Annotated in this window: 24 protein-coding genes; 14 read left to right on the plus strand and 10 right to left on the minus strand. The window is 68.4% G+C overall.

The window, feature by feature from the left end; genetic code table 11:
* The coding region (locus AC1DF4_RS18465; RefSeq protein ID WP_476914234.1) for a DUF222 domain-containing protein at positions 1–769 on the minus strand (769 nt) is incomplete at its 3' end.
* 140 nt (positions 770–909) lie between these two features.
* Here AC1DF4_RS18465 and AC1DF4_RS18470 point away from each other — a divergent pair.
* Positions 910–1419 carry a hypothetical protein gene (locus tag AC1DF4_RS18470; RefSeq protein WP_476914235.1) on the plus strand — a complete coding sequence of 170 codons (510 nt, stop codon included), beginning with the start codon at positions 910–912 and terminating at the stop codon, positions 1417–1419.
* Positions 1420–1424: 5 nt separating this feature from the next.
* Here AC1DF4_RS18470 and AC1DF4_RS18475 read toward each other — a convergent pair whose 3' ends face one another.
* The gene (locus tag AC1DF4_RS18475) at positions 1425–2930 is read right to left on the minus strand and encodes an amidohydrolase (RefSeq protein WP_476914236.1); all 1506 of its coding nucleotides are present in this window, start codon (positions 2928–2930) and stop codon (positions 1425–1427) included.
* Between the two features lie 359 nt (positions 2931–3289).
* Between AC1DF4_RS18475 and AC1DF4_RS18480 the strand changes: the two genes are divergently transcribed.
* The 9 genes from AC1DF4_RS18480 (at position 3290) to AC1DF4_RS18520 (ending at position 11148) form a co-directional block, all read left to right on the plus strand.
* Positions 3290–3661: a hypothetical protein gene (locus AC1DF4_RS18480; RefSeq protein ID WP_476914237.1), complete on the plus strand. Its 372-nt coding sequence runs from the start codon at positions 3290–3292 to the stop codon at positions 3659–3661.
* Positions 3658–4713, plus strand: coding sequence for a zinc-dependent alcohol dehydrogenase family protein (locus AC1DF4_RS18485; protein WP_476914238.1), 1056 nt, complete (start codon positions 3658–3660; stop codon positions 4711–4713). The genes AC1DF4_RS18480 and AC1DF4_RS18485 overlap by 4 nt, the downstream gene beginning before the upstream one ends.
* Positions 4710–5156 carry a flavodoxin family protein gene (locus AC1DF4_RS18490; RefSeq protein ID WP_476914239.1) on the plus strand — a complete coding sequence of 149 codons (447 nt, stop codon included), beginning with the start codon at positions 4710–4712 and terminating at the stop codon, positions 5154–5156. Before AC1DF4_RS18485 ends, AC1DF4_RS18490 begins: the two co-directional genes overlap by 4 nt.
* 57 nt (positions 5157–5213) lie before the next feature.
* The gene (locus tag AC1DF4_RS18495) at positions 5214–7022 is read left to right on the plus strand and encodes a DUF4389 domain-containing protein (RefSeq protein ID WP_476914240.1); all 1809 of its coding nucleotides are present in this window, start codon (positions 5214–5216) and stop codon (positions 7020–7022) included.
* A 194-nt stretch (positions 7023–7216) separates the two neighbouring features.
* Positions 7217–8053: a DUF4397 domain-containing protein gene (locus AC1DF4_RS18500; protein ID WP_476914241.1), complete on the plus strand. Its 837-nt coding sequence runs from the start codon at positions 7217–7219 to the stop codon at positions 8051–8053.
* 81 nt (positions 8054–8134) lie between these two features.
* On the plus strand, positions 8135–8872 hold the full coding sequence (locus tag AC1DF4_RS18505) for a class F sortase (RefSeq protein ID WP_476914242.1): 738 nt from the start codon (positions 8135–8137) through the stop codon (positions 8870–8872).
* Positions 8869–9495, plus strand: a complete 627-nt coding sequence (locus AC1DF4_RS18510) for an RNA polymerase sigma factor (RefSeq protein WP_476914243.1) — start codon at positions 8869–8871, stop codon at positions 9493–9495. Before AC1DF4_RS18505 ends, AC1DF4_RS18510 begins: the two co-directional genes overlap by 4 nt.
* On the plus strand, positions 9482–10285 hold the full coding sequence (locus tag AC1DF4_RS18515; protein WP_476914244.1) for an anti-sigma factor domain-containing protein: 804 nt from the start codon (positions 9482–9484) through the stop codon (positions 10283–10285). Before AC1DF4_RS18510 ends, AC1DF4_RS18515 begins: the two co-directional genes overlap by 14 nt.
* 83 nt (positions 10286–10368) lie before the next feature.
* Complete coding sequence (locus tag AC1DF4_RS18520; RefSeq protein WP_476914245.1) at positions 10369–11148, plus strand: SDR family NAD(P)-dependent oxidoreductase; 780 nt, start codon at positions 10369–10371, stop codon at positions 11146–11148.
* A 26-nt stretch (positions 11149–11174) separates the two neighbouring features.
* Here the strand turns inward: AC1DF4_RS18520 and AC1DF4_RS18525 are convergent, their stop codons facing one another.
* The 4 genes from AC1DF4_RS18525 to AC1DF4_RS18540 form a co-directional block, all read right to left on the minus strand.
* Complete coding sequence (locus AC1DF4_RS18525; protein WP_476914265.1) at positions 11175–12293, minus strand: sulfite oxidase; 1119 nt, start codon at positions 12291–12293, stop codon at positions 11175–11177.
* Between the two features lie 138 nt (positions 12294–12431).
* Positions 12432–13286, minus strand: coding sequence for an SDR family oxidoreductase (locus AC1DF4_RS18530; RefSeq protein WP_476914246.1), 855 nt, complete (start codon positions 13284–13286; stop codon positions 12432–12434).
* Complete coding sequence (locus AC1DF4_RS18535) at positions 13287–14291, minus strand: aldo/keto reductase family protein (protein ID WP_476914247.1); 1005 nt, start codon at positions 14289–14291, stop codon at positions 13287–13289.
* Between the two features lie 40 nt (positions 14292–14331).
* A complete protein-coding gene (locus tag AC1DF4_RS18540; RefSeq protein ID WP_476914248.1) occupies positions 14332–15039 on the minus strand; it encodes a hypothetical protein in 708 nt (235 codons plus the stop codon).
* A gap of 279 nt (positions 15040–15318) precedes the next feature.
* Between AC1DF4_RS18540 and AC1DF4_RS18545 the strand changes: the two genes are divergently transcribed.
* Complete coding sequence (locus tag AC1DF4_RS18545; RefSeq protein WP_476914266.1) at positions 15319–15699, plus strand: YchJ family protein; 381 nt, start codon at positions 15319–15321, stop codon at positions 15697–15699.
* Here AC1DF4_RS18545 and AC1DF4_RS18550 read toward each other — a convergent pair.
* The 4 genes from AC1DF4_RS18550 to AC1DF4_RS18565 form a co-directional block, all read right to left on the minus strand.
* Complete coding sequence (locus AC1DF4_RS18550; RefSeq protein WP_476914249.1) at positions 15696–16577, minus strand: TIGR04086 family membrane protein; 882 nt, start codon at positions 16575–16577, stop codon at positions 15696–15698. The two genes, AC1DF4_RS18545 and AC1DF4_RS18550, sit on opposite strands and share 4 nt — an antisense overlap.
* A gap of 166 nt (positions 16578–16743) precedes the next feature.
* Positions 16744–18756, minus strand: a complete 2013-nt coding sequence (locus AC1DF4_RS18555) for an acyl-CoA dehydrogenase family protein (RefSeq protein ID WP_476914250.1) — start codon at positions 18754–18756, stop codon at positions 16744–16746.
* Positions 18757–18820: 64 nt separating this feature from the next.
* Positions 18821–19159 (minus strand): hypothetical protein, encoded by a 339-nt coding sequence (locus AC1DF4_RS18560; RefSeq protein ID WP_476914251.1) that lies wholly within the window; start codon positions 19157–19159, stop codon positions 18821–18823.
* Between the two features lie 188 nt (positions 19160–19347).
* On the minus strand, positions 19348–19758 hold the full coding sequence (locus AC1DF4_RS18565) for a PepSY domain-containing protein (RefSeq protein ID WP_476914252.1): 411 nt from the start codon (positions 19756–19758) through the stop codon (positions 19348–19350).
* Between the two features lie 152 nt (positions 19759–19910).
* Here AC1DF4_RS18565 and AC1DF4_RS18570 point away from each other — a divergent pair, with 152 nt between their 5' ends.
* From AC1DF4_RS18570 to AC1DF4_RS18580, 3 genes are read left to right on the plus strand one after another with little or no spacing between them, the layout of a single operon-like run.
* Complete coding sequence (locus AC1DF4_RS18570) at positions 19911–21359, plus strand: DUF3375 family protein (RefSeq protein WP_476914253.1); 1449 nt, start codon at positions 19911–19913, stop codon at positions 21357–21359.
* Positions 21360–21361: 2 nt separating this feature from the next.
* On the plus strand, positions 21362–22309 hold the full coding sequence (locus AC1DF4_RS18575) for a DUF4194 domain-containing protein (RefSeq protein WP_476914254.1): 948 nt from the start codon (positions 21362–21364) through the stop codon (positions 22307–22309).
* A complete protein-coding gene (locus AC1DF4_RS18580) occupies positions 22306–25764 on the plus strand; it encodes an ATP-binding protein (RefSeq protein WP_476914255.1) in 3459 nt (1152 codons plus the stop codon). The genes AC1DF4_RS18575 and AC1DF4_RS18580 overlap by 4 nt, the downstream gene beginning before the upstream one ends.
* Positions 25765–25811: the final 47 nt, after the last annotated feature.

Consider the following 25811-nt stretch of genomic DNA (forward strand, 5'->3'; position numbering starts at 1 on the left):
TCTCGATCCCGGTGATGCCGCCGGGGGTGCCGGTGGTGCGTTCGACGAGGGCGTCGGCCATGAGCTGGCCGCGGGTCCGGGGGTCCCCGGCGGAACGCAGGGAGTCGGCGTGCCGGGTGAGGGCCGCGTGCATCGCCACACCGGCGGCGACGGGGAGCAAGGCCGTCAGGTAGCACATGGTGTCCGGGGCCGGGCGGAGGCTGACGTTCCGTTCGGTGGCGGCGTGGGCGGCACGCTGGGTGACCGACCGCGGGTCCCGCCGGTAGGCTGCCGCCCTGGCCGCGGCGATGATGGCCCGGTCCCCGGCGCCGTCGAACGTCCCGGCGTCGGGGGCGAGTTCCTCGTCCACCGCGGCCCGGTCTTCCGCGGTCAGGCAGGCTGTTTCGCGGACCAGCTGGATGGCGCGCCATTCGTTGAGTTGCCCGGTCTCCAACGCAGCCAGGGTACGGGGCATTTCATTGGCAAGGGCCTTGGCCAGACCGAGCAGCCGGCCGCCTTTGGCCGGGGATTCCCGCCGGGCGAGGGCGACCTGCGCGGCCACTCCGGCCCCGAGTTCCGCCACCGGCGTCCCGGCGTCGGACTGTTCGCGGCGCTGGAGCAGATCGAGTGTGACGGTCAGGCGGGCCTGCGATGCGGCAGCGGCGGACTTCGCGTCCTCGAGTTCACGGATTTGGTTGATCAGCCCGGCACTGTCCCGTGCGGGCCGGACAGCGGCCAGCGCCCGGACCACCTCCGCGACCGTCTTAGCTGTTGCCGCTATTGGAGCCATGTCGGGCTCCTGCCTGCCGTTCATGGATCCAAACTATCGGTCACCTCAGACATTAAAAGCGGCCGCGGAACCAAAAGCGGCCGCGGAACCGGCGCTTCCGTAAGCTTTAAAGGAACGCCCCGCCCCGATCCAAGGAACCCATGCCGATTAACAGACAGTCACTGAAGCAGGACGGATTCACCGGGTTCCGGGCGCTCGGGGACCTCGAGATCAACCGGATCCCGCAGAAGCCCGGGGTCTTCGCGGTGCTGCAGCCCGATGGCTTCCGGCCGCAGTACCTGGCCAAAAGCACGGCCGGCATCTTCAAGAAAAAGGACCCCACCCTGACGGCGGATGCGCTCGCCGCCGAATGGGTCGAGGGCGCGGACGTCCTCTACATAGGGAAGGCCGGAGCGGGCAGCAAGGGCAACCGCGGGCTCCGCAGGCAGATCCAGGAATTCGTCGACTTCGGCAAAGGCAAACCGCCCGGCCACTGGGACGGCCGGCTGATCTGGCAGCTCGGGGCGGCCAATAAACTGATCATCGCCTGGAAGGAGCTGCCCGTTGAGCAGCTGAACACCGCCGAAGCCGGCTACCACGCGGCGTTCGTGGAGGAGTTCGGCCGGCTGCCGTTCGCCAACCTCGTCCAGTCGCGCGTCAAGAGCGGCTAAGCCGGCTAGACGCCGTCCCGGAACGTAAACCGCCCGGCCACGAGTGTCGCGGCCACCGGCATCTCCGCGAAGACAGCGTCCGACACCGCCAGCGGATCGCCGTCGAGTACCACCAGGTCCGCAGGGTCCCCGGCCCGGACCGTGCCCCGCCCGCGCGTTGACGCCGTCAGGGCCTCCTGCCGGGTGAGGGCCTGCTCCGGGTGCCAAGGCCCGCGCCCGTCCTGCCGCGCCCGGGTAGTCGCTGCCGACATCGCGGTCCACGGCTCCAGCGGCGCCACCGGAGCATCGGAGCCCAGCGCCAGCGTTGCCCCGGCGGCCAGCAGCGACCGCAGCGGAAACGCACGGTCCGTGCGGCCGGCCCAGTTGGATTCGGCCGCATCACGGTCATCCAGGGCATGGGCGGGCTGGACGCTCGCCGTCAGGCGCAGTTCGCCGAAGCGGGCGAAGTCCTGGCCGCGGACAAACTGGGCATGCTCAATCCGACCGGCGATCCCGGCCGCCGCGAACGCATCCAGCGCCACCTCGTTGGCGGCGTCGCCGATCGCATGCACCGCCGGGACAAACCCCGACTCCCGGGCCCGGACCAGCAGTTCCAGCAGCTCCGCCTCGCTCACCGTGAGCAGTCCGCGGCCGCCGTGCGGATACGGGTCCACGCAGTACGCCGTGCGGGTGTTCAGCGAACCGTCGATCAGCACCTTGAGCGGACCCACCCGCAGCAGCCCCGCCCCGCCGGACACCTCCAGACCGGTCCGCAGCCCCGCCGCAACGGCCCTGTCCAGGTCCTGCGGGTAGACGCCGGCGTCCACCCGGAAGGAGTCGAATCCGCCGGCCAGGCGACGCAGCCACACGTCGCGGTTCCACGTCATTTCGAAGTCGACAATGCCCACGATCCCGCGTGCTGCCGCCGCCTGCGCCGACTCGCTTGCCCACGCGTCCACCACGGCGTCCGGCAGTCTGCCCAGCTCACGGGTCAGTTCGAACGCCGGCTCCTCGCGTAGCAGCCCCGTCGCATCCACCGCCATGCCGTAACGGGAAGCCGCCGCACTGTTGAGCCAGACGCAATGCAGGTCATGGCTCAGCAGCGCGGTCGGCCGGCCCCGGGTGGCACCGTCGAGCAACTCCAGACTGGGAACATCCGCCCAGACGGCGTCCCGGAAACCGACGCCCACCACCGTCAGGCCGCCGCGTCCTTCTTCCGCAAGGCCGGAACCGGACAGCTGGGAACGCACGACGTCGGCCGCCTCACCCGCCGAGGCGGCGCCGGAGAGATCAATCCGGTTGGCGGCGAGGGCCCACTGTGTCATGTGGACATGCTCATCCCACAGCCCAGGGATGACGTACCGGCCGTCCAGGTCAACCACAAGGGTTCCGGGGTTGCCCGGCGTCCCTGCGGGCGAGATCCGCGACACCACCCCGCCGGCCACGTGCACGTCGTGCAGCGCCGCCCCGCCGGGAATCCGCGCCGAGGCGAGCACGAGGTCATTCACGGGGTCGGCAAGTGTCTCAGGCATAAGGAACAGGCTAGGTGCCTGAGCGCGCGGCGCCAATCCGGAACCGCCGCGGCACCGGCTCGGGCCGGGGAATGCCGCCGGATTCCGGGGTGGCCGCCGGACAAGGGACTTTCGCCCCTTGCACCGGAAACATGCACCCTCCATGCTGGATTTTGGGGCGGTTCCTGCACGGCCATTGGGGGATGAACCGCCTGTCACAACAGTTGTACGGTCTCGCTCGAACCTTGGGGAAGGAAAAGGCACCCTGCCCTGGCCCGCGTCTGCGGAACAGGGCAGGAGACCGCAGCCAACATGACTGTTAACAGCGATTCTTACGCTTTTCAAGCCGCTCGCGGGCAGCACTGGAGCTCTGATGCCCCGTGACACACCGGCACCACGGAACCCGCAGCAGCGCCTACTACGCCCACCCCTCACACGGTGATCCCAAGATCAAAGTGCTCATCCGAATCGACGCCACTGCGGAGTCGGCGCGGGTCGACGTGCGGGGCGTCGTTACGCCCGCGAACATCCGCGCCCTCTATGTGGTCTGCCGACGCGTGGCAGCCAAACTTCCCGGGTACGAAATCGTGGTGGACCTGGCCCACGCCCGCGTGACGGCCGATGCCATCGAGGAACTCCACGAGCATGCCCGCCACTCGATCATGTCGTCCGGCATCGACGCCTCTGTGACGCCGTGCCGGCTGCGCATCGTGGATCCGCCGAGCCTGCTCAGAATCAAGGAGAACGCGTGAAAGCCCTCGTCTACGGCGGTCCCGGAGAAAAATCCTGGACGGACGTCCCCGACCCGAAGATCCAGAATCCCAGCGACGTCATCGTCAAGGTGGACACCACCACGATCTGCGGCACGGATCTCCATATCCTCAAAGGGGATGTTCCCGCTGTGACCAAGGGCCGGATCCTGGGCCACGAAGGCGTGGGCACCATCACCGAGGTCGGCTCCTCGGTCACCAGCCTGAAAGTCGGGGACCGCGTCATCATTTCCTGCATCAAGTCCTGCGGCCACTGCGCCAACTGCAAGACCGGGCTCTACTCGCACTGCATGGGTGAGGAAGGGGCATCGGGCATTGGCTGGGTGTTCGGCCACCTGATCGACGGCACCCAGGCCGAGTACGTCCGCGTCCCCTACGCCGAAAACTCCCTCCATCTGCTCCCTGAGGGCGTCACCGACGAACGGGCCGTGATGCTCTCCGACATCCTCCCCACCGGTTTCGAGATCGGTGTGCAGTACGGCCGCGTCAAGCCCGGCGACACGGTCGCCGTCGTCGGCTCCGGCCCGGTGGGCCTCGCCGCGATCGCCACCGCCGGACTCTACGGCGCCGCCACCATCATCGCCGTCGACCTGGACGCGAACCGGCTGGAGAAGTCCCGCGAGTTCGGCGCCACCGACGTCGTGCTCTCCAGCGACCCCGACTGGAAGGACCAAGTGCTCGCGCTGACCGACGGGCAGGGCGTGGATGTGGCCATCGAGGCGGTCGGAATTCCGGCGACTTTCAGCATGTGCACGGACATTGTGCGCCCCGGCGGCAACGTAGCCAACGTCGGCGTGCACGGAAAGCCCGTGGAGCTGCATGTGGAAAACCTCTGGATCCAGAACATCAACATCAGCATGGGACTGGTCAATGCAAACACCACGCCGATGCTGCTCAAGCTCGTGGCGCAGAACAAGGTGCCGGCGGAGAAATTCGCCACCCACCACTTCACCTTCGACCAGTTCCTGGAGGCCTACGACACCTTCGCCCGGGCCGCGGAAACGAAGGCGCTCAAGGTAGTGATCACCGCATGAAAGCCCTGGTTGTCTACGATTCGGCCTACGGCAACACCAGGTCGGTCGCCGAGGCGATCGCCGGTTCACTCGACGGGCTGCAGGCGAGTTCCGTCCCGGTCGGCGACTTCAAACCCGAGACGCTCGCCGCGGGGGACCTGCTGGTGGTGGGCAGTCCCATCAACGGATGGCGTCCGACGCCGAAAATCACCTCGCTGCTCTCGGCCCTGGGCAGCGGGTCCCTCAAGGGCGTGAACGCCGCGGCGTTCGACACCCGCGTCCGGATGTTCATCCACGGCGATGCCGCCAAGAAGATAACCCATGCCCTGAAAGCAGGCGGAGCAGACATCATCGCCGAACCCATGCCGTTCTACGTGAAAGGAAGTGAAGGGCCGCTGCGCGACGGCGAAATCGAGAAAGCCGAGAGCTGGGCGCACAGCCTGCTTACCTCGCTGGGGCGCTAAAACGGCGTCCATGCTGAACCGGAGGTCTCACAAGGACCATGTGAAAGGACGGCGCTCATGCGACCAGGCCGGATTGTCATGCTCGTGCTGGGCACGCTCAGCGCACTCCTTGGCTTGGGGCTGCTGGCCGGCTCCGGCGCCGTCGGATGGGCCAACTATCAACAGCGCGACAACGGGTTCTTCACCACGCCCGTGGAACGTTTCGCCGCCAATTCCTTCGCCCTCACTTCACCGCGCCTCGACATCATGACGGAAAGGAGCTTCCCTGAAACGGCTCCCGTCGTTGTGCCGGGCAGCATCCTGCTCCGTGGCTCGGTGGCCGATCCGACCAAGGCGATCTTCATCGGGATCGCCCCGCAGGCCGACGTGGCGGCCTATCTGGCCGATGTCAACCACTCCGAAATCGTCGACGTCAGATTCTCGCCGTTCCGGGCCCTGTACCGCGATGTGGCCGGTCCCAAGGTGCCGGCATCGCCTGCGAACCAGGGATTCTGGACTGCGGTGGCCACCGGGCAGGGAACCCAGGAGCTCAGGTGGGATCTGCGGCCGGGGTCCTGGTCTGTGGTGATCATGAATGCCGACGCCACGGCACCGGTTGCCGTGGACCTTCAAGCCGGCGCCCGCTCTGATCTCCTGTGGCCTGTCTTCATCGGGCTGCTGGTCGGCGGAATCCTGCTCCTCCTCATCGGACTGCCCCTCATCATTTTCGGCGCCGCAGGGCTGGGCCGCGGCAAGGGCGGGCCGCCGGCCGGACCCGGCCAGCAGGCGCAACCGTATGGCGTCCAGCCCGTCCCGGGACAGCCGGCCTACGCCGCTCAGCCGTATACAGCGGGCGCCTTGCCGGGCGCGCTGCCGGGCACCCCGCCGGGGGTGGCGCCGGGCATCCCGCCGGGTTCCGGCGTCGTGTATCCGGCCCGGCTCAGTGGCTATGTGGACCCGGACCTGTCCCGCTGGAAGTGGCTGGTCAAGTGGTTCCTCGCCATTCCGCACTTCATCGTGCTCTTCTTCCTCTGGTTTGCCTTCGGCGTGGTCACCATCGTGGCGTGGTTCGCGATCCTCTTCACCGGGCACTACCCGCGCTCGCTGTTCAACTTCAACGTCGGGGTGATCCGCTGGAGCTGGCGGGTGGCCTTCTACTGCTACGCGGCGCTCGGCACCGACCGCTACCCTCCCTTCACCTTGGAGCGCACCGATTACCCGGCCGACTTCGATGTCGACTATCCCGAGAAGCTCTCCCACGGGCTGGTGCTCGTGAAGTCCTGGCTCCTTGCCCTCCCGCACCTGCTGATCATCGGGCTGCTCACCGGCACGGCCGCGACCTGGGTGTACAGCGAAGGCGAATGGTCGCAGGTGGGCGCGGGGATGTCCCTCTTCGGGCTGCTGGTCTTCATCGCCGGGGTCATCCTGCTGTTCACGGGGGTGTACTCCCGGGGGATGTTCGATTTCCTGATGGGGCTGAACCGCTGGATCTACCGCGTCACCGCCTATGTCGCGCTGATGCGTGACGAATACCCGCCGTTCCACCTGGATATGGGCCCCCGGGATCCCGGAGAAGCCGCTGCGGTTCCGCCCGCCATGACTCCTGCCGGCCCCGGGTACGCGCCGCTCCCGGGCGGACCCGGCGACACGTCCTATGCCGGAGCGCCGCCCTATTCCGGTCAGTCGGGTCCCGGCGGAACTGGTCCGGCCACGCCCGCGCCGGCCGAGGGCCAGGCGGGCTTCTACGGCATTGGCGGCCCCGCAGCCACGGGCCCGGACAAGTCGGACGCCCCGGCTGGCCCGGACAAGCCGGCGGCCCCCGCAGCGCCGGACGGAACGCCTGGTCCGGACAACCCGCCTGGACCCTTCGCGCCGCCGCGCGCCTGACACCTGCAGGGACAACTCCAGCCGCGGCCGGGCAGCTCACCAGAGCAGCCCGGCCGCCCTGTTGTGCCCGCCCCTGCGTGCCGCCCGCTCCTTCAAAAAGATTTACATGCATGTGCATCCAAACGGCGCCGTGCGCCGGTAGTAGGGGTGTCAGCAAAAATCGCCCGCCCGGCGGGCCGTTGAAGGAGATGTACATGCGTACCAGCATTTTCACAGCAGGCGCCGTGGCGATCGCGGCAGCCCTCACCCTTGCCGGCCCCGCCCAGGCAGCCGAGTCCGACGCCCAGCTTTCCGTCCTGCACGGCGTTCCCGGACTTACCGTTGACGTCTGGGTGAACGGCGAACGTACCCTTGACGACTTCGCCCCCGGTACCCTGGCGGGTCCTCTGGCCCTGCCGGCCGGGGACTATGACCTTGCCATCACCGCCGCCGACGCCGCGGACGCCTCCGCCCCGGTGATCGGTCCCGTGAAGGTCACCCTCGCTGCCAGCGGCAACTACACCGCAGTGGCCAACCTCGACGCCGAGGGCAAGCCGACCGCTAACTTCTTCACGAACGACGTTTCACAGATTGATGCAGGCAAGGGCAAACTGACTGTCCGCCACACGGCAGCAGCCCCGGCCGTCGACATCCTCGCTGGCGGCACGCCCGTCATCTCCGGCCTGGCCAACCCGAATGAGGAGACGCTCACGCTCGATCCCGGCACTCTCTCCGTCGCGGTGGCGGCTGCCGGCACCACCGCTCCCGTGATCGGCCCGGCCGATGTGACCGTCGCTGAAGGCACGCACACGGTGGTGTACGCGTGGGGCAGCCTCACAGACAACAGCCTGAAGCTGGCCGTTCAGAACATTGAGGGGCTGCACTCCGCCCCTGCCGGTGTTCCCGGCGGCCGCTCCGGCGCCGTTGACGCCGAAACTGCATCAGCCGGCCAGACAGCCGCCACGGTAGGTATCGGCGGCGCGCTCCTGCTGCTGCTTGCCGGCGGGGTCGCTGTGTCCCGCAAGCAGCCGGCGCTCCGCCGCATCCGCTAGGCAGCACCCGCCAGCCGCCCGGCCGCCCGGTTACCCGCCGGGCGGCTGGGCCACGCGCTCCAACACGGCAGGAGGACGGACATGCAGCGCACGACGACGGAAGCCGCCCGGCGCCCCCCGGCTCCGGGTCAGTGGACAGCCGCACGAGGCTCCGCTGCGCGCATCGCGGCCGCCGGCCTGACGGTGGCCTTGCTGATCGCCGGATGCGCCACGCCCCGGGAAACCGCCTCTTCGCACCTTCCGCAACCCGTTGAGACGGCTGCTCCCGTCACCGGGGGAACTGGCGCCGAGCCTTCGCAGCCTCCGGCGCTGGCCACGGCCGTTCCGGGGCCGTCCATCCCTGTCCGGCCGGCAACGCCAGAGGCCGTGCCCGTAGATCCGGCCCCGCGCTTCCTCACCGTTTCGGGCACCACCATCAACATGCCGATCGTCGAGGTGGGCGTCAGCCTCGACGGGGCCATGGAGATCCCGGAGCCGTTCGAGGAGGCCGGCTGGTACCGGTTCGGCCCGGCCCCAGGAGCCGCAGCCGGCACCGCGGTGGTCGCGGCGCACGTCGACACAACTTCCGATTCGGCGCCCTTTTCCCAGCTGAAATCGCTCGCGCCCGGCACCCTCGTGACGGTGCAGCGCGAGGGGGCGCCACCCCTGACTTTCCGGGTGACCGGCGTGGAACTCATGGCCAAGGACGCGTTCGACGGCGCATCCGTCTTCCGCCGGGACGGCCCGCACCAGCTGAAGCTGGTGACCTGCGGTGGCCGATGGCTGGACGAACAACAGGACTACGGCGACAATGTGATTGTCACGGCGGTGCCGGCATGATTCATGACGCAGCGCTCACCGTCACCCGCAGCGGGAAGGAGCCGGGCTTGGCACCTTTCGATCCGCCCTCCGTCTGGGACGCGGGACTTGATGAATCCTTCGCAGCCGGTGACGAAACCGCGCTGGCCGAGGCGTACCGGCAGTTCTCCCCCCTGGTGCACACGCTGGCACTGCGTTCGCTGCGCGACAACGCCGCAGCAGACGACGCCACGCAGGAAGTGTTCATCCGGGTGTGGCGCTCGCGGTCTGCATTCGACCCCGGAAAAGCGCGGCTTCCGGCATGGATTGTCGGCATAACCCGAAACGTCATCACGGACGCACAGGCGGCCTCGATGAGGGAAACACGTAAGGTGCTGGCCGCCGTCGAGCTCTCCCCGGACCCGGAACAGACGGCAGGGCACGCAGCGGCGGAGGTGCTGGCGGACCGCCTGCTGCTGGACGGGGAACTGGAACGGCTGGGGGAGCCGCAGGGATCGATCCTCAAGCTCGCCTTTTACGATGACCTGACGCATTCGCAGATCTCACAGAAGCTGGACCTGCCGCTTGGTACCGTCAAGAGCCACATCCGCCGCAGCCTGTCCCAACTCAGAAGCCGATTGGAGGTAGACCGTGCAGCATCTTGATCCGGAGTCCCTGAGCCTGCTGGCCCTCGGCGAAGAACTCGGAGACGACGCCGCGGAACACCTTCGTTCCTGCCCCGGCTGCGCAGCGGAATACTCGGGACTCCGCCGCGCCGTCGTGGCGGCAAAGCCCGGGCCGGGCGCCACCGCACTCGAGCCGCCCGGGCCGCAGGTGTGGGCAGGAATTCACAGCGCTCTGGGGCTTTCCCCCGCAGTCGCCGCCGACCCGCTCGCATCCCCGACGTCGTTGGGTTCCGACGAGTCCTCAGAGCCTCGGCCACAGTCGCCGGCCGGTTCCGTGACGGAGCTTCCGTCTCGGGAGGCAGGGTCCGGCCGGCAGCCGGACCGCAGCGGCGGTTCCGGCTGGCTGCGCCGTCCCGGGGTGTGGCTGGCAGCCGCCGCGGCCACAGCGCTGCTGGCTGCAGGGGTCTTCTGGTCCGTGCAGCAGAACCAGCCGGTGGTGACCCCGCTGGCCCAGGCCGAACTTGCGCCGGTAGACCAGCATTCCGCCACGGGTTCGGCGAAGGTCGTCGAAGCCAAGGACGGGCAGCGCACGCTGGAAGTCCGGGTGGACAAGAACGAAGCGCGGGGCTATCAGGAGGTCTGGCTGATCGCGCCCGATCTGACGCGGCTGGTGAGCCTGGGCGTGATGACCTCCGAGTCCGGAGCTTTCCCGGTCCCGGCCGGGCTGGATCTGGCCGAATACCCGATCGTGGACGTGTCCGACGAGCCGGTCGACGGGAACCCCGCGCACTCCAGCGTGAGCATTGTCCGCGGAACCCTGGCCTCCTGAACTGATCGACCCCTCTTGCCAGCGACCTTCGGCGAGAACATAGTTGAGGGAATTTACCACTCCACCGCGGGAGGCAGGCGACCATGCTGAACAATGAGGGGCCGGGAAGCGGACTCCTGCAGGGCAAGACCGCGCTGATCTACGGTGCAGGCGGCTCCATCGGCGGGGCCGTGGCACGGGCGTTTGCGGCGGAAGGCGCCTTCGTCCATCTCGCTGGGCGCACCGGGTCGCGGCTGGAAAAAGTAGCCCGGGATATCCAGGAGGAGGGCGGCCGGGCGGAGACCGCCGTCGTCGATGCCCTGGACGAGGAACAGGTCGACGCGTTTGTGGAGCGGGTGGCCAAGAAGAACAAGAAGATCGACATCTCCTTCAACCTCATTTCGTTCGGCGACATCCAGCAGCCGCTGATGGACATCGACGTCAACGACTTCACCCAGCCCATCACCCTGGCCACACGCACGCACTTCATCACCACCCGGGCCGCGGCGACGCACATGATCAGGCAGCGCTCCGGCGTGGTGCTGATGTTTGGAGGCTCCGGCCCCCAGACCATCCCCGGGCTCGGCGGCTTCAAGGTGGCACTGGACGCCATGGAGGGACTGCGCCGGCAATGGGCCCTGGAACTGGGAAAACACGGCATCCGCGTGGTCACAATGGTGTCCGGCGGCATCATCGAGACGATTCCGTGGCAGGCGGAGGGGCGTGAGGAAATCGTGGTGGAAATCGCCAGGACCGCCCACCTGAACCGCACCGCGACGCTGGCCGACGTCGGGAACGTCGCCTGCTTCGTGGCCTCGGACAAGGCCGGGGCCATCACCGACGCCACAGTCAACATCTCCGCCGGCGCCATCGTGGACTATTAGCGGCTACGCCACCAGGTTCGCTGCGGCTACCCGACCGCCACTTTGATCCGCTGCACCACGTTGTTGCCCATGCCCTGGTAGTTCCAGGCCTGCTCCAGCGGCTGGGTGGCACCGGTGGCGTCCGTGGCGCGGCAGGCCAGCTCGTGTTCGCCGGGGTCAGCCACCCAAGGCAGCGACCACGCGCACCAGGCGAAGGGCGCGGCCGGGTGCTCCAGGTGCGCCGGCGCCCACTTGCCGTCGATGCCCACGTCAACCCGCTGCACCGCCCCCTCGCCGGACCAGGCCCGGCCGGTCAGCATCACCGGACCGGCCGGCAGGTTCCTGCTCCTGGTGAAGAAATCCGGCACGCCCGGCGGGACCATCAGCGAGCGGACCTTGATCCACGTGACGGGCGTGCCGGCGTCGTCCGCGTCCTGTTGGTAGCGGTACGCGACCGTCTGCTGGAACCCGTCGAACGGTTTGGTCAGCACCTTGATCGAGGAGAGCCACTTCACGCTCGCCATGCCGTACCAGCCCGGGACCACCAGCCGCAGCGGGTAGCCGTGCTGGGGCGGCAGGTCATTGCCGTTCATCCGGTAAGCGAGGACGATGTCCGGCCGCAGGGCCTCGGCGATCGGGAGGCTCCGGGCAAACTGCTGCCGGACGCCGCCCTGGATTCCGCTGTCGGCGCCGGTGAACGCCACCTCCACGGCCTCCTCCTCCACCCCGGCCTGGGCCAGCAGGTAGGCGAGCGGAACCCCGGTCCACACGGCGGTTCCGACGGCCTCGAGCTGCCAGGGCTGGCTGAGCGGACGGGGCCGCAGCAGCGAGCGGCCGTTGCCGGCGCACTCCAGGGTCACGGGGATGCTGATCCGCGGCGCCCGGCGCAGTGCCTTGAGGTTCAGTTCCTGGGCCCGCTGCACGGCGCCGCCGATCCGCAGGTGCCAATGCTCGGCGTCGATGAAGGGAATGTCGAAGTGGTTCAGCAGATAGTGCAGCCCGGGCGGGGTGGTGTCGCTCTGCAGGGCCTCCAACGGCATTGAGTGGTTCCGCACCGCGAGCTGGAGTTCCTCCGCCGTCAGCGGACCATGGCTCGGTTCGCCGGGGTGCGGCGTGGGCTTCCGTCCATGGCGCGGCGTCTTCAGGATGGACGAGTGTCGGGACATTTGCTTTGGCATGGCGCTGCGATTCTGCTCCGGACCAGCCCGGTTTTGGACCGGTGTCACCCGTATTCAGGTCTACGCCGCAGCCCGGTACCCGTCAATACTGGGCCAGGCCGGGCTCCCCGCACCCTGCCCGGGCGCCTAGAGGGTGTGCGACTCCGCCAGGAACTGCGCCAGGCCCAGCGGTTCACGGCCGGTGAGTTCGTGCACGGCCGACGTCGGACCGGCCAGTTCGCCCGCCGCGATGGCGGTGTAGGTGCTCACCCACGCGTCCACCTGCCACGGCGGAGCGCCGTAGGAAGCCCGAGAGGCGTAGGCCTCCTCGACGGTCTCATTCTGGAAAGTGATGGTCCGGCCGGTCCCGGCGGTGAGAAGGCTGGCGGCCTCGGCCAGGGAGATGTCCTCGGGGCCGGTGAGGTCGTAGGTCCTGCCCACATGCAGAGCCGGGTCGCGGAGCACGGTTACGGCGGATCGGGCGATGTCCGCCCGGGCCACGGCTGCCATGACGCCGTCCCCGGCGGGGCCACGGATGACGCCATCCTCGCCGGCCAGCAGGGGCAGGAAGTCGAGGTAGAAGTTGTCGCGCAGGAAGGTGTAGTCCATTCCGGAGGCCTTGATCCATTCCTCCGTGGCGTAGTGGTCCTGGCCCAGGGTGAAAGTGGAATCGGGCGCGGCTCCGAAAAACGAGGTGTACACGATGTGCTGCACGCCGGCGGCCATGGCCGCGTCCACGAAAGCGTAGTGCTGCTGCAGCCGGTCTTCGGCCTCGGCAGCGGAGACCATAAACAGCGTCTTTACCCCGTCCAGTGCACCCTTGGCCCGCACCGAGTCCATGTAGGTGCAGACGACGGGGACGGCGCCTTCCAGTTCCGGGGCGCGGGCGGCGTCGCGCACCAGCAGCCGCTGCGGGCTGCCGGCCCCGGCCAGCAGCCTGGCCACCAGGCCGCCCAGGTTTCCGGTGGAACCGGTGACGGCGAGCGGGGGCAGGCTTGTCATCTATGCCTCCCTGGAGGCGGGCGACTTGGTTTGCGCCGGGTCCCGTTCGGCGAGCGAGCCGATCGCGGCGTCGATCTTCTCCATGATCCCGGCGTCCAGCTTCACACCTGCGGCCGCCACGTTCTTCTCGATCTGTTCCGGGCGGGATGCCCCCATGATGGCGGAGGCCACGTTCGGGTTCTGCAGCACCCAGGCGATACTCAGCTGGGCCATGGTCAGCCCGGCCTCGTCGGCGATGGGCTTGAGCTGCTGCACACCGGTGAGGACCTCATCGGACATCCAGCGCTCGATCATTCTCGAGCCACCCTTGGCATCCGTGGCACGGCTGCCTTCGGGGGCCGGTTTGCCGGGGTGGTATTTGCCGCTCAGCACGCCCTGGGCAATCGGCGACCACACAATCTGGGAGAGGCCCAGCTCCTCGGACGTCGGAACCACCTCGGCTTCGATGACGCGCCACAGCATGGAGTACTGCGGCTGGTTGGAGATCAGCTGGAAGCCCAGGTCCTTGGCGAGGGCGTGGCCGTCGCGGATCTGGGCGGCCGTCCATTCGCTGACGCCGATGTAGAGGGCCTTGCCCTGGCGCACGACGTCGGCGAAGGCCTGCATGGTCTCTTCCAGCGGGGTCTCGTAGTCGTAGCGGTGGGCCTGGTAGAGGTCCACGTAGTCCGTCTGCAGCCGGGTCAGCGAGCCGTTGATAGCCTCCATGATGTGCTTGCGGGAGAGGCCAAGGTCGTTGTGGCCCTTGGGCCCGGTGGGGCCGAAGACCTTCGTGAAGATCTCCAGCGACTCGCGCCGCTCATCCCGGAGGGCTTTGCCGAGCACGGTTTCCGCGGCCGTGTTGGCGTAGACGTCCGCCGTGTCGAAGGTGCTGATGCCGGCGTCGAGCGCGGCTCGGACGCACTGGGTGGCGACGTCGTTCTCCACCTGCGAGCCGTGCGTGAGCCAGTTGCCGAAGGTGATTTCCGAGATCTTGAAGCCGCTGTTCCCCAGGTATCTGAATTCCATGGGTTTCACCGTAGCCGACTTGCCTGCCGGGGGTAAGGCCTCAGCCGGCTTTGCGCTCCTGGGCCTGCGGCGTGGGCCGCTGGCGGTTCTGGGGCGTCCCCTGGGGCTTCCGGGGCAGCGGCAGCCGGCCGGGAAGGGAGACCAGCGAGCCGGTGTCCAGCATGGACTTCGCGGCGGGCATCGGGGCTTTCCGGAAGGCCGGCGGGACCGTGCCGAGCTGGCCGTTCCGGTCCGTGGCGGACTCGACGAGCGGCGCCACGGCCAACACGTCCCGTGCGGGAGCCGTGGGGCTGGGCAGTTCGCGGACCGAGACCTTGACGGCCGGGGCAGCCTCCGCCTTGGCACGTGCGGCGGCGCGGGCATCGGCCTGCGCGACGGCGGCAGCCCAGTCCGGTGACAGGACGGGTTCCTTCTTGGCGGGCTTTTCAGGCTTCGCCGGTTTGCCCGCCTTTGCGGCTTTCACCGCCTTCACCGGTTTCGCAGCTTTCTGCGGCCGGGCGTGTTGGGTGGCTCCGACGGCCCGGACCAGGCGGTCCTGCTGGACGTTGTCGGCGGGAAGGGCGGCTTTTCCTGTGGACCGCCAAAGTCCGCGTCCCAGGGCCATGATGGTCACGGCAGCAAGCCGGCCGAGCCCGGCGATGACCAGCGTGGCCACAAAAACGAGGAAGAGGCCGAAGAACATGACGAGCGCCACTCCGAGGGTCCCTAAGAAGGTCAGGTTGAGGGCGATGGTTGTCGGATCTTCCATTTCACCTCTCCTTGCTGGCCTTGCCGCGACGCAGCCCGCCAAGAGCGGCGGGCAACAGCACCCCTTAACCATACGGACTTTTTTCCGTGGACACGCAGGCATCCGGAGTCTTCGCCGAGTCGTGTCAGAGCTGTTATGGGTCCGCCGCCCCTCCGCCGCCGGGACTGTGCGTCTATAGTCGGAAGGTGCACGGCCGGCGTGATCCGGCCCCCTGAAAGGACAACTGTGACGCCCCCAGCCTCCGCCAATACCGCGGCCAATGCCCAGCCGGAACGGCCCCTGTTCCGCGGTAATTGCCCCTGCCTCTCCGGGGAGCAGTACGCGGACTGCTGCGGTCGCTTCCACTCCGGCGAAGCCGAAGCTCCCACGGCCGAGCAGCTGATGCGCTCCCGGTACAGCGCCTTCGTGGTGCTGGACGCCGGCTACCTCCTGCGCACCTGGCACCCGGACACGCGGCCGGCCTCACTGGAACTGGACCCGGACCAGCAGTGGCGGCGCCTGGACATCATTTCCACCGGGCGGGGCGGCCCGCTGGACACCGAGGGGACCGTGGAGTTCAAGGCCCACTTCCGGCACGACGGCGAACGCGGAGTCCACCACGAGACGAGCCGCTTCCGGCGGGTCGACCGCCGCTGGTACTACCTTGACGAAACCGCCTAGCGCTCCTCGACAGTGTCCGCCGGGGTGAAGCCGGCACGGTCCACCTTGCGGTGGAAGCGCATGCCGGCGGTTCCGCCGAGAACGGCGCCAACCAGGGCCACTGCGGCCACCACCACTGCGGCGATGATGCTGGTGGTGGTCAGTTCGCCCTCGTTGACCGGGATGCGCGGGAAGCTGTTGAGCTGGGCCAGGATGTTGTACTGCTGGCCGGCCACGAGGCCGAGAATAGCGACGACGACCGCGGCGATGAGAGCCCAGACCCACACCATAAAGCCCTGCTTGGCGCCGTTGAAGCGCGCCATCCGGCCGGCGACGTAGCCGCCGGAGTAGTAGGACAGGAACAGGATGACCAGCAGCACGATGATGCCCACCATTCCCACCGTTTGATCGGCGGAGTTCACAGCCGCGTTGACGTCCGTGTTGGTGGCGAGGCCGACGGCGGTGCCGGCGGCGGCGACCAGCGCGGTCAGCAGCACCGCCATGCCGGTGGCGGCGAGCCAGCCGAAGAAGGCAGAGCCGATCTTGATGCCGCCGAACTGCTCCTTTTCACGGGCCACCACGGTTTCCCGGGTGGGGACCTCGTCGGAGACGGTGTCATGGCCGGCGACGGCGGCGTAGTCACGGCCGGTCCCGTTGTGGCGCTCGGCGGTCACGGCCTGGGCGCGGGTCGGTTCCGGGCGGACGGCGTCGTGGCTCCGGGTGGTGGCCGCGTCGGGAGCGGTGCCGGTCGGAATGACGCGCGTGTCGTTGGCGCGGGAAGCGTCCTGGCGGGCAGCATCCTGCCGTGCGTCGTGGATCCGGGCCTCCTGGTTTACGGCCGGTTCCCCGTCACCGGAGCGTCGGGGATTGCGGTCTTCGGGGCCTGCTGGGCTGCTCATGAGGAATGCTCACTTTCACTGATTGACCCGGGCTCATTGTTTGAGCCGGGCAACGCAAGGCGGAGACCCGCGTGCAGGTCTCAAGTCCACCTAACCACGGGCAGCAGGAGGTAGCAAGGATGCTTACTATTCGTTTGCGGCGTGCATAACGGGGGAAGGCCCCGTGTCAGCGGTACCTCCGGTGCAGGTTCTCCTTGACCGAGGCGCGGGGACTGGCGTCGGCAATCCAGGGGCCGGTGCCTTCGGACTGGTCCAGAACTCCGGCCTCGAGCCACTCGTAGTCGCCGGCGAGGACATTGCGGGCGAGTACGTGGTCGCCGTCGTCGGTGTTCCTCCACAGCTGGTCGAAGTACTCCTCCACCCGCACCCGGGCCTGCTCGCAGTACGCCTCGGCCAGTTCGTAGGCGGAAGCCCCTTTCTCCGGCTCGGTCCGCAGCAGCATTTCCGCCCGGGAGCAGCAAGCGGCCATGGCAAACAGTTCGGCCCCGATGTCGACAATCCGGCCCAGGAACGCCTGCTTGTGCTCGAGCTTCGCCTGCCAGCGCCCCATCCCGTAGAACGTCTGCCGGGCCAGCCGCCGGGAGGAGCGCTCGACGAAGCGAAGCTGCTTGGCGAGCCGGCCGAAGTCGCTGTAGGAACGCGGGTCCATGCCGGCCCCGGCGACGAGCTTCGGAAGCCACTTGGCATAGAAGCCGGAAGCGCCAACTGCGGCCTTGGCCTTGTCGGACAGGCTGGCGTCCTCGGAGGCGAGGTCTCCGGCGGCCGCGAGGTGCGCGTCCACGGCCTCGCGGGCGATCAGCAGCTTCATGATCTCCGAGGACCCCTCGAAGATCCGGTTGATCCGCAGGTCGCGGAGCTGCTGCTCGGCCGGCACGGCGCGCTCGCCGCGGGCCTCAAGCGAGTCCGCGGTTTCGAAGCCGCGCCCGCCGCGGATCTGGACCAGTTCGTCGGCGATCCGGCAGCTGATCTCGGTGCACCACAGCTTCGCCAGGGCCGCCTCGATCCGCACGTCCTTCTGCCCGGCGTCGGCCATTTCGGCGCACAACTCAAACACAGCGTCCAGGGCGAAAGCGCTGGCCGCAATGAAGGCAATCTTCTTGCCCACGGCCTCATGCAGGCCCACCGGCCGGCCCCACTGAATGCGGGCGCTGGACCATTCGCGCGCGATCTTTAGGCTCCACCGCCCGGAGCCAACGCAGAGCCCGGGTATGGAGAGCCGGCCGGTGTTGAGCGTAGTGAGGGCGATTTTCAGGCCCTGGCCTTCACGGCCCAGCCGGTTCGCCGCGGGCACTCTGACCTGGTGGAAGCGGGTGACGCCGTTCTCGATGCCGCGCAGGCCCATAAAAGCATTGCGGTTTTCCACCGTGATGCCGGGGGAGTCCATCTCCACGACGAAGGTGCTTATGCCGCCTTTGTGAACCGTTCCGTCCGCGTCGGTGCGGGAGGGGACTACGGCCATGATCACCACAAGTTCGGCGATGACCCCGTTGGTGGTCCAGAGTTTTACGCCGTCAATCACGTAGGACTCGCCGTCTTCGGAAGGGACAGCGGTCGCCCCCATCCGGGCGGGGTCGCTGCCGACGTCGGGTTCGGTCAGCAGGAACGCGGTGATGGCGCCGGCGGCGCAGCGCGGCAGGTATTTCTGTTTCTGCGCCGGAGTGCCGAAGACCTTTACGGGCTCGGGAACGCCGATGGACTGGTGTGCGGAGAGCAACGCCCCGAGGCTGGGATGGACGGAACCCAGCAGCGCCAGGGCCCGTCCGTAGTACACCATCGAAAGGCCAAGCCCGCCATAGTCGCGGGGGATCTTCATGCCGAAGACCCCCAGCTCGGCCAGCCCCCGGAGGTAGTCGTCCGGAATCCGGGCATCGCGCTCAATGGTGCGCCCGGACATGGTGCGGCAGTAGTCGGTCAGGCGGGCCATGAACGCATCCCCGCGTTCGACGTCGTCCGCCGGGGCTTCCGGCCAAGGGTGGATCAGGCTGAGGTCAAAGCTGCCGAGGTACAGGCCTTTGGCGAAGCTGGGCCGGTCCCAGGTGGTCTCGCGGGCGGCTTCGGCGATGGCCCGCGCGTCGGCAGCGGTGGCATCGTGGCCAAACGTCCCGGGCGGGACCGGGACCTCAGCGGCGGGGCTGTCGGCCGGGTTGTCAGTGGCTGGATTCTCAACGGCGGAGCTCATCGGGCATCTCCTCTAACCGGGGTTACCGGCTCGAGCCCTGGATCCGCCGTGGGTGGAGGACCCTTCAGCTGTCCCGCAATACTACCCGCGGGTAGGTGCCGGTACTAGGGGCCGGTTGGCCCATAATTTCGGCCGCGATATCCCCGACGAAGTCTCCGGCGAAGTCGCCCGGAAGTTCCACGGTGGAGGCGTGGTGGACCAGCCGGTCCCAGGCGTGGTTAATGCCGTGGACGAGCCCCAGCAGGATGTTCGCCGCGACGAGCCAGGCGAGCCGGCCGACGCCCACCAGCACCAGGGCAGCGAACGACGCCGTCATCACGAACACTGTCAGTACCAAGGCAAACACCAGCGTTCCGATGAACACCAGCGTTGCTGTTTCCACTGCGCTTAGGTCGAACTGCATTCTTCCTCCTGCACCGTTGCTTCGGCTGAATCAGTAGCCCGAGCGTAGGGTGGGGGAAGAGCGCTAGCCAGAGTCGAGAGCCCGTGCCGGGGCTCTTGATACGGGATCGAAATGCTACCGGGGCGTAGGTCACGGACCGGTCGCGGAAACCTCACGGTCCGCCCGTTGCAACCGGCCCAACCCGTGGATCAGTCGTCGTCGCGCTCGGGTGCGCCCTGGCTCAGGACCTGGAAGTCGGAACCGAGCTGGACTTCAACCTGGGTGCCGTCGTCCAGCCGCACCTCCACTTCGTAGGCGGAGCCGCCCTCGTTCTCCCGTTCCACCTCGGTGACGGTGCCCTGGCCGACTTTGGCGAGGGCGGCGCTGCCCGCCTTGTCCGCATCCGCGGCGCTCAGCGCCGGCAGGTTGGAATCGTCGTCCTGCCCTGGTGCCTCGGCTGTGTCCGCCCGGAGTGAACGGTCGAGGTTTACGGAGGCAACGCCGGCGTCTGGAAGCCGGAGCGCGGCGGTCTGGGTGCTGGCAGCAACCGCGACTGTTGCGCCGCCCAGGATGACGGCCGCCGCCGCTATCCCCGTGATCAGTACTGCTTTTTTGCTCATCGCTGGCTCCTCTCACGTGCTGTTCATAGTCTGCTCCCGAAGCGAACGGCGCACAACGATGAATGCAAACCGGGGCCTGCGTTAACCTTGTAGCTGGCAGTTTTCCGAATCCGCTGCCCCATCCAGACCCCACGGCAGCTGAAGGAGAGTGCGTGTCCCGTTCCGCCCTGTCCTCCGCCGACGCCATCAGCGCCAGGCTTCGGGACCTCGAACTCCTCACCAAGGGTCCCGCCTGGGCGTTGACCCGCTCGGCGCCATGGGTGATCGCCGTGCTGCAGGCGTCGTTTACGAGAACCCGGCCGCAGCTTCCGCTGGAACAGTTCCACGCCGACGTCGACTCCTTCCTGGAGCAGCTCCGGCGCCAGGACCCCGGGCTGGGCGGCTCGGCCAACGGGAAGACGTTCGGCGACGAGTGGACCCGGAAGAATTTCCTGACACGGCGGAACCAGTCCGGCCAGATCGTGTACGAAGTCACCGAACCCGCGGCCCGCGTTCTCGCGTTCCTCGACAGCCTCTCCAGCGAACGCTCCACCCTCAACGGCTCGCGGCTCGGCACGCTGCTGGGCGACGTCGAGAAGCTCGCCAACGAGACCAACCCGGACCAGAGCGCCCGGCTGGAGTCCCTGGAAGAGGAAATCGGTGAACGGCGCCAGCTGATCGAGGACATCAGCTCGGGTGACTTTGACGGGCTGCTCGACGACGAGGAGGCCGTGGAGGCCGCCGGGAACATCCTGGACCTCGCCGCCAGCCTGCCCGCGGACTACAAGAAGATGCGTGACCGGATCGAGGAGCTGGTGGGCGAGCTCCGCAACCAGATCATCGAGGAGTCCCTCAGCAAGGGCGCCACCATGGCCCAGGTGCTGGAAGCGGACAAGCGGCTCCGGCAAAGCCCCGAGGGAAGGACCTTCCGATCGTTCACGGCGTTCCTGGAGGACCCGCAGCAGCAGCTGCGCTTCCGGTCGGCGATTGGCGAGGTGCTCAGCCGGCAGTTCGCGGACGACCTCAGCCAGGACGAACGCGAGACGCTGAAGAACCTGGTGGCGGAGCTCCGGACCCAGCACAGCCAGATCCAGCGGATCTACGGCAAGCTCAGCGAAAGCCTCAATACGTACGTCCAGAGCGACGACTTCCGCCAGTCCGTCCGGCTCCGCAAGGTCCTGCGGGAGGCCGAGCAGGCCATCCGGTCCCTGCCGTACGAACGGGAACGGCCCGGTCTGATCCGCGGCCCGGTGCTGTTCAACGCCGGGTTCGAGTCCCTGGCCATGGTCAAGCTGTTCGACCCCGACGAGTTTGCGGCCCCGCCCAAGCTGGCCGACCCCATTGCCTTCAGCGACTCGGACCGGGTGCGCTCTCCGCGGACCGGCAAAGCCAGCCCCGAGGCCATCCGCACCGCGTTCGTCGGCGCCACCACCCTGGCCGAGGCCTGGGCGCAGCTCCCGGACGGGGAACGCCACATCAACTCGATCCGCGCCCTGCTCTCCCACGCCCTGCACGAGGGCGCCGGCTTTGACCGCGACGCCTGGGACACTCTCGACTTCGAACAGATCGACGGCTCCACGCGCACCGCGTACCTGCCGGTGGTCACGCTCAAGAAGGACTGAAGATGACTGAAACTTCCCACGACACGCAGGCCGCGGAGCCGGAGTACCCCCACGCAGAGCCGGAGGCCGGCCATGCCGAACACGTCCACGCCGACCCCTTCACGGTCACCCCGCGGGACACGTTCGTCGACGGCGCCGCACTGTTCCCGGCGGACACCGGCGTGCTTCCGATGAAGGTCCGCCAGGCCCTGGTGAAGCTCCTCAAGGGCCCGTACATCGACGGCGGCCGGGACGAAAAGCTCTGGACCACCCTGCTGGACAACCAGCTGATCCTGCGCAGCCGCCTCTCCGAGCTCTTCCTGACCCTGCAGCTGGACCACGAACGCAAGGTGGCCGTGCTGCGCCCCGTGGACCCCGAGGCGATCGGCGGCAGCACGCGCTCCAGCATCCTGCGCCAGCAGCGGGCACTCAGCCGCGTCGAAACCATCGTGCTGCTCCGCCTCCGCCTCCTCCTGGACCGCCACGTCACAGCCCAGACGGACCCCACAATCACGCGCGAGGAAATCGCCGAACTCGTTGCCCACTACCAGCCCTCGGGCCAACAGGACGCGCTCCGCGATTCCGACGTCGTCACCCGAGCCATCACCAAACTCCTGGCCCGCCAACTGCTCCTCACCACCGGCCTGGACGAGGTCTTCACGATCTCCAACGCCCTCCCCCTGGCCCTCCCCTTCGAAAACATCGGCGACATCCCCGCCCAGATCGACGCCCTCGTCGCAGCCAGCACCGACCAGTCCGGCACGGAGCCTCTGCTGGAGCTCGACGGCGACGCGACAGCTTCCGCAGGCGACGACCCGGACGACGACACAGATGCCGATACGGTCGCCCAAGGCGACCTGACAAACGAAGACGACGACGGCGATGCCGCCCGCGCAGGGGCGGGGGCGGCATCGCCGTCGCCGTCGGACGCATCCACGACTGAGGCAACTACGGACGGAGCAACCAAGTGAGCATCGCAACCATGCTGCCCATGGGCGAGCTCACCAACCCCGGCCAGATGCGCCTGGCCCTGGTCCAGGTGGTCAACTGGGGCACCTTCCACGGCGCCCACACGATGCACGTGGACCGCAACGGCACCCTGCTCACAGGCAATTCCGGCGTCGGCAAGTCCACGCTGTTCGACGCGATGCTCCGGGTCTTCGATGCCCGGCCTCGTTCCAACGAGGCCGCGGCCCAGCGCGCGGGCGGCGCGGTGGAGGACAAACGGACAACGTTTACGTACATGCGCGGCAAGGTGGGGGACAAGGCCGTCGGCGAGGGCTCGGCCAGCGCGTTCCAGCGCCCCGGCGCCACGTGGTCCGCCGTCGCCCTGACGTTCGACAACGCCGCGGGCACCCGGGTGACGGTTTCGGCGCTGTTCGACCTGCCCAAAAACGGCACGGAGTCCAGCGTCGGGCGGTACTACCTGATCGACAACAAGCCGCTGGATCTCGCGGCGATCGAGGGCATCGCGGAGAAGCGCTTCACCAAGTCGGCGCTGGACGCGATCTTCCCGGACGCCCAGATCTTCGACGTGCACAAGGCCTTCGCGGAACGCTTCCGGCGCCTGCTCGGCATCAACTCGGACCAGGCCCTGCCGCTGCTGCGCGTCATCCAGGCCGGCAAGGGCCTCGGCGGCAGCGTCAACAACTTCTTCCGCGACCAGGTCCTGGACGCGCCCGCCACGCTGGCCGCCGCGGACGACGTCGTCGAGGAATTCAGCAACCTGATGTCCATCCGGCAGCGCCTGGAGGACGTCCGGCAGCAGCGCGACCAGCTGGCACCAGTGCCCGGGCTGAACAAGGACTATGCCCAGTCCCTGCTCGACGCGAACCGGCTCCGGGAGCTGGCCGGCGAGGAGTTCGAGGCGTACAGGCAGCAGCTGGCCGTCACCGTCCACGAGAAAACGCTGGCCCGGTTCAAGGACCTGGCCCAGGCGAAGGCCAAGGAACTCGGCGCCGAGCGCGGCGTCCGGGACGGCCTGGCCAAGGACCTGCGTCAGCTCGAGGCGGACTACAACAACCAGGGCGGCAATGCGATCTCCGCGATCGAACAGTCGCTCGAGAACGCCCGGGTGGGGCTCAAACTCCGCCAGCAGGTGCAGGAATCCGCGCGCAAGGCACTCTCCGACGCCGGCCTGGAACTCGAGTGGACCGCGGCGGGCTGGGAGCAGGCGCACGAGCACGCGGCCGCCCGCTCGGCCGAACTGAAGGACGACTCGGAGGCCCTCAAGGAGCTGCGCTTCGAGGCGTTCGACGGCCATGCGACCAGGAAGCGGGAGCTTGCGGCTGCCCAGCAGGAGCTGGTCTCGCTCAAGACGCGCAAGTCACTGCTGCCGCCGTCGAGCATTGAGAACCGCAGCGCCATCGCGGCGGCCACGGGCGTCGCCGAGGAGCAGATGCCGTTCGGCGGCGAGCTGATCGACCTCGCCGAGGGCCAGGAGCAGTGGCGGCCGGCCGCCGAGCGCGCGCTGCGCAGCCTCGCCACGACGCTGTTGGTCCCCGGCGAGCACTTCGCCGCCGTCACCCGGTACCTTAACGACCATTCGGTCCGCGGTGCGCTGCGCGCGGTGGACGTCTCCAAGCCGCTCGCCGGCGGGGCGCTGGCCGTGGAGGACGTGGCCGACGGCGATCTGCTCACCAAGCTGGACATCCTCGCCATGGGACCGAGCGCGGAGGCCGGGGAGTGGATCCGCGAGCGGATCGCCCTCGATTTCGCCTACCCGTGCGTGGAGGACCCGGACGAGCTGGCCCGGCTGGACAAGGGCCTGAGCCTGGGCGGCGTGGTCAAGCGAAATCGCCACACCGTGGAAAAAGACGACCGTTTCACCGGCCGGCAGGACTACGTCCTGGGCTTCGACAACGCCTCCAAGCTGGAGCTCGTGGCGGCACAGGTCGAGGACCTGCAGCAGGAACTGGCCAAGGCCGCTGAACTCGCGCAAAGCCGGGAAGAATCGCACCAGGGGATGACCCGGCAGCTGGAAGCCCTGCGCCGCGTGGCCGAGGACCACCGGCCCTGGGAACAGGTCTCGGCCGCGGTGGCCGCGGACGAACTCGCCCGGATCGAGCAGCGGCTCAAGGACGCCCTCGCTGCGCAGGCCGACCTCGAACCGCTGCGCGCCAACATCGAAGCGGCGCGGCACAAGCACCAGTCCAGCACCGAGGCCGCGGCCGTGCTGCAAAGCGAATACAAGGCGGTCGACTCGCAGCTCTCCACCGCCGATTCGCTGCTGGACGCCGCGCGGGCGCGCCTGGAACAGTCGCCGCCGTCGGACGCCACCGTCACGGCACTGGAACCGTACTTCACCGGTTTCGGCGACGTCCTGGAAATGCACGAGCTGGACAACCTCGCCAACCAGGTCCGGACCCGGCTCCTCGCCGAGCTGCATGCTGCCGAATCCCGCGGGCAGGCCACCTCGGAGCGGCTCACCCGCATTTTCGAGGGCTTCGTGCGGGAGTGGGGAACATCGATTTCCGCGGACCACGGCACCTCGATCGGCGCCGCGGGGGAGTTCGAGGCCCGCTATCACGCCATCGTCAGCGACGGGCTCCCCGCGCAGGAGGCCGAATTCCGGCAGTTCTTCAACCAGCGCACGCACGAATCCTTTTCCACCCTGCTGCACCTGCTGGATGAGGAACGCCGCTCTATCACCAGCCGCATCCTGCCGCTCAACGGGATCCTGTCCGAGGTGAACTTCCATGAGGGCAGCTTCCTGGAACTTGACATCAAGCAGACCCTGCCCGCCACGGCCAAGCAGTTCAAGGACGCCATCCAGAACGCTCTCAAGGTCCGGCACGCCCGCCCGGGGAAGGCTGCCGCGCCGTCCGCCGGCCTGGACACGGACGACGACGCCGAGCTCACCAACCGCTACAAGTCGCTCGAAACGCTCGTAAAGCGGCTCGGCTCGCAGACGCCCGAGGACCGGCGCTGGCGTGCCGAGGTGCTGGACGTCCGCGGGCACCTCTTCATCCAGTGCAAGGAACACCGCGAGGTGCAGGGCCCGAAAAAGGGCTCAAAGAAGACCGAAGTCTTTATGCACGCGGACACCGGCTCCATGTCCGGCGGCGAGCGGCAGCGCTTCACCGCCTTCATCATGGCCGCCGCGCTGAGCTACCAGCTGGGCATCGCCGAGCAAGGCTTCACGACCTACGGCACGGTGATGATGGACGAGGCCTTTGTCCTGGCCTCGGAGGAGTTCGCCGGCGCCGGCATCAAGGCCCTGCATGAGTTCGGCTTCCAGCTGCTCCTGGCCGCGCCGGAAAACGTGATCGACCTGTCCCGGCACCTCGGCTCCGTCACCGAGATTCTGCGTGACAAGCGCACCAACCGCTCCGGGGTGCTCACTGCCCCCGTGATCGGCCCGCGGCCCGGATCCGAGGGAACCTGGCGCTCGGAGGCGAACCCGGTGGACATCGTCCTCCGCTGACCGCGGGCGGGCGCCTCTTCGCCCCGCCACGGGACCGCCGCAACGCG

The organism is Arthrobacter sp. 05N429 (genome assembly GCF_056397045.1).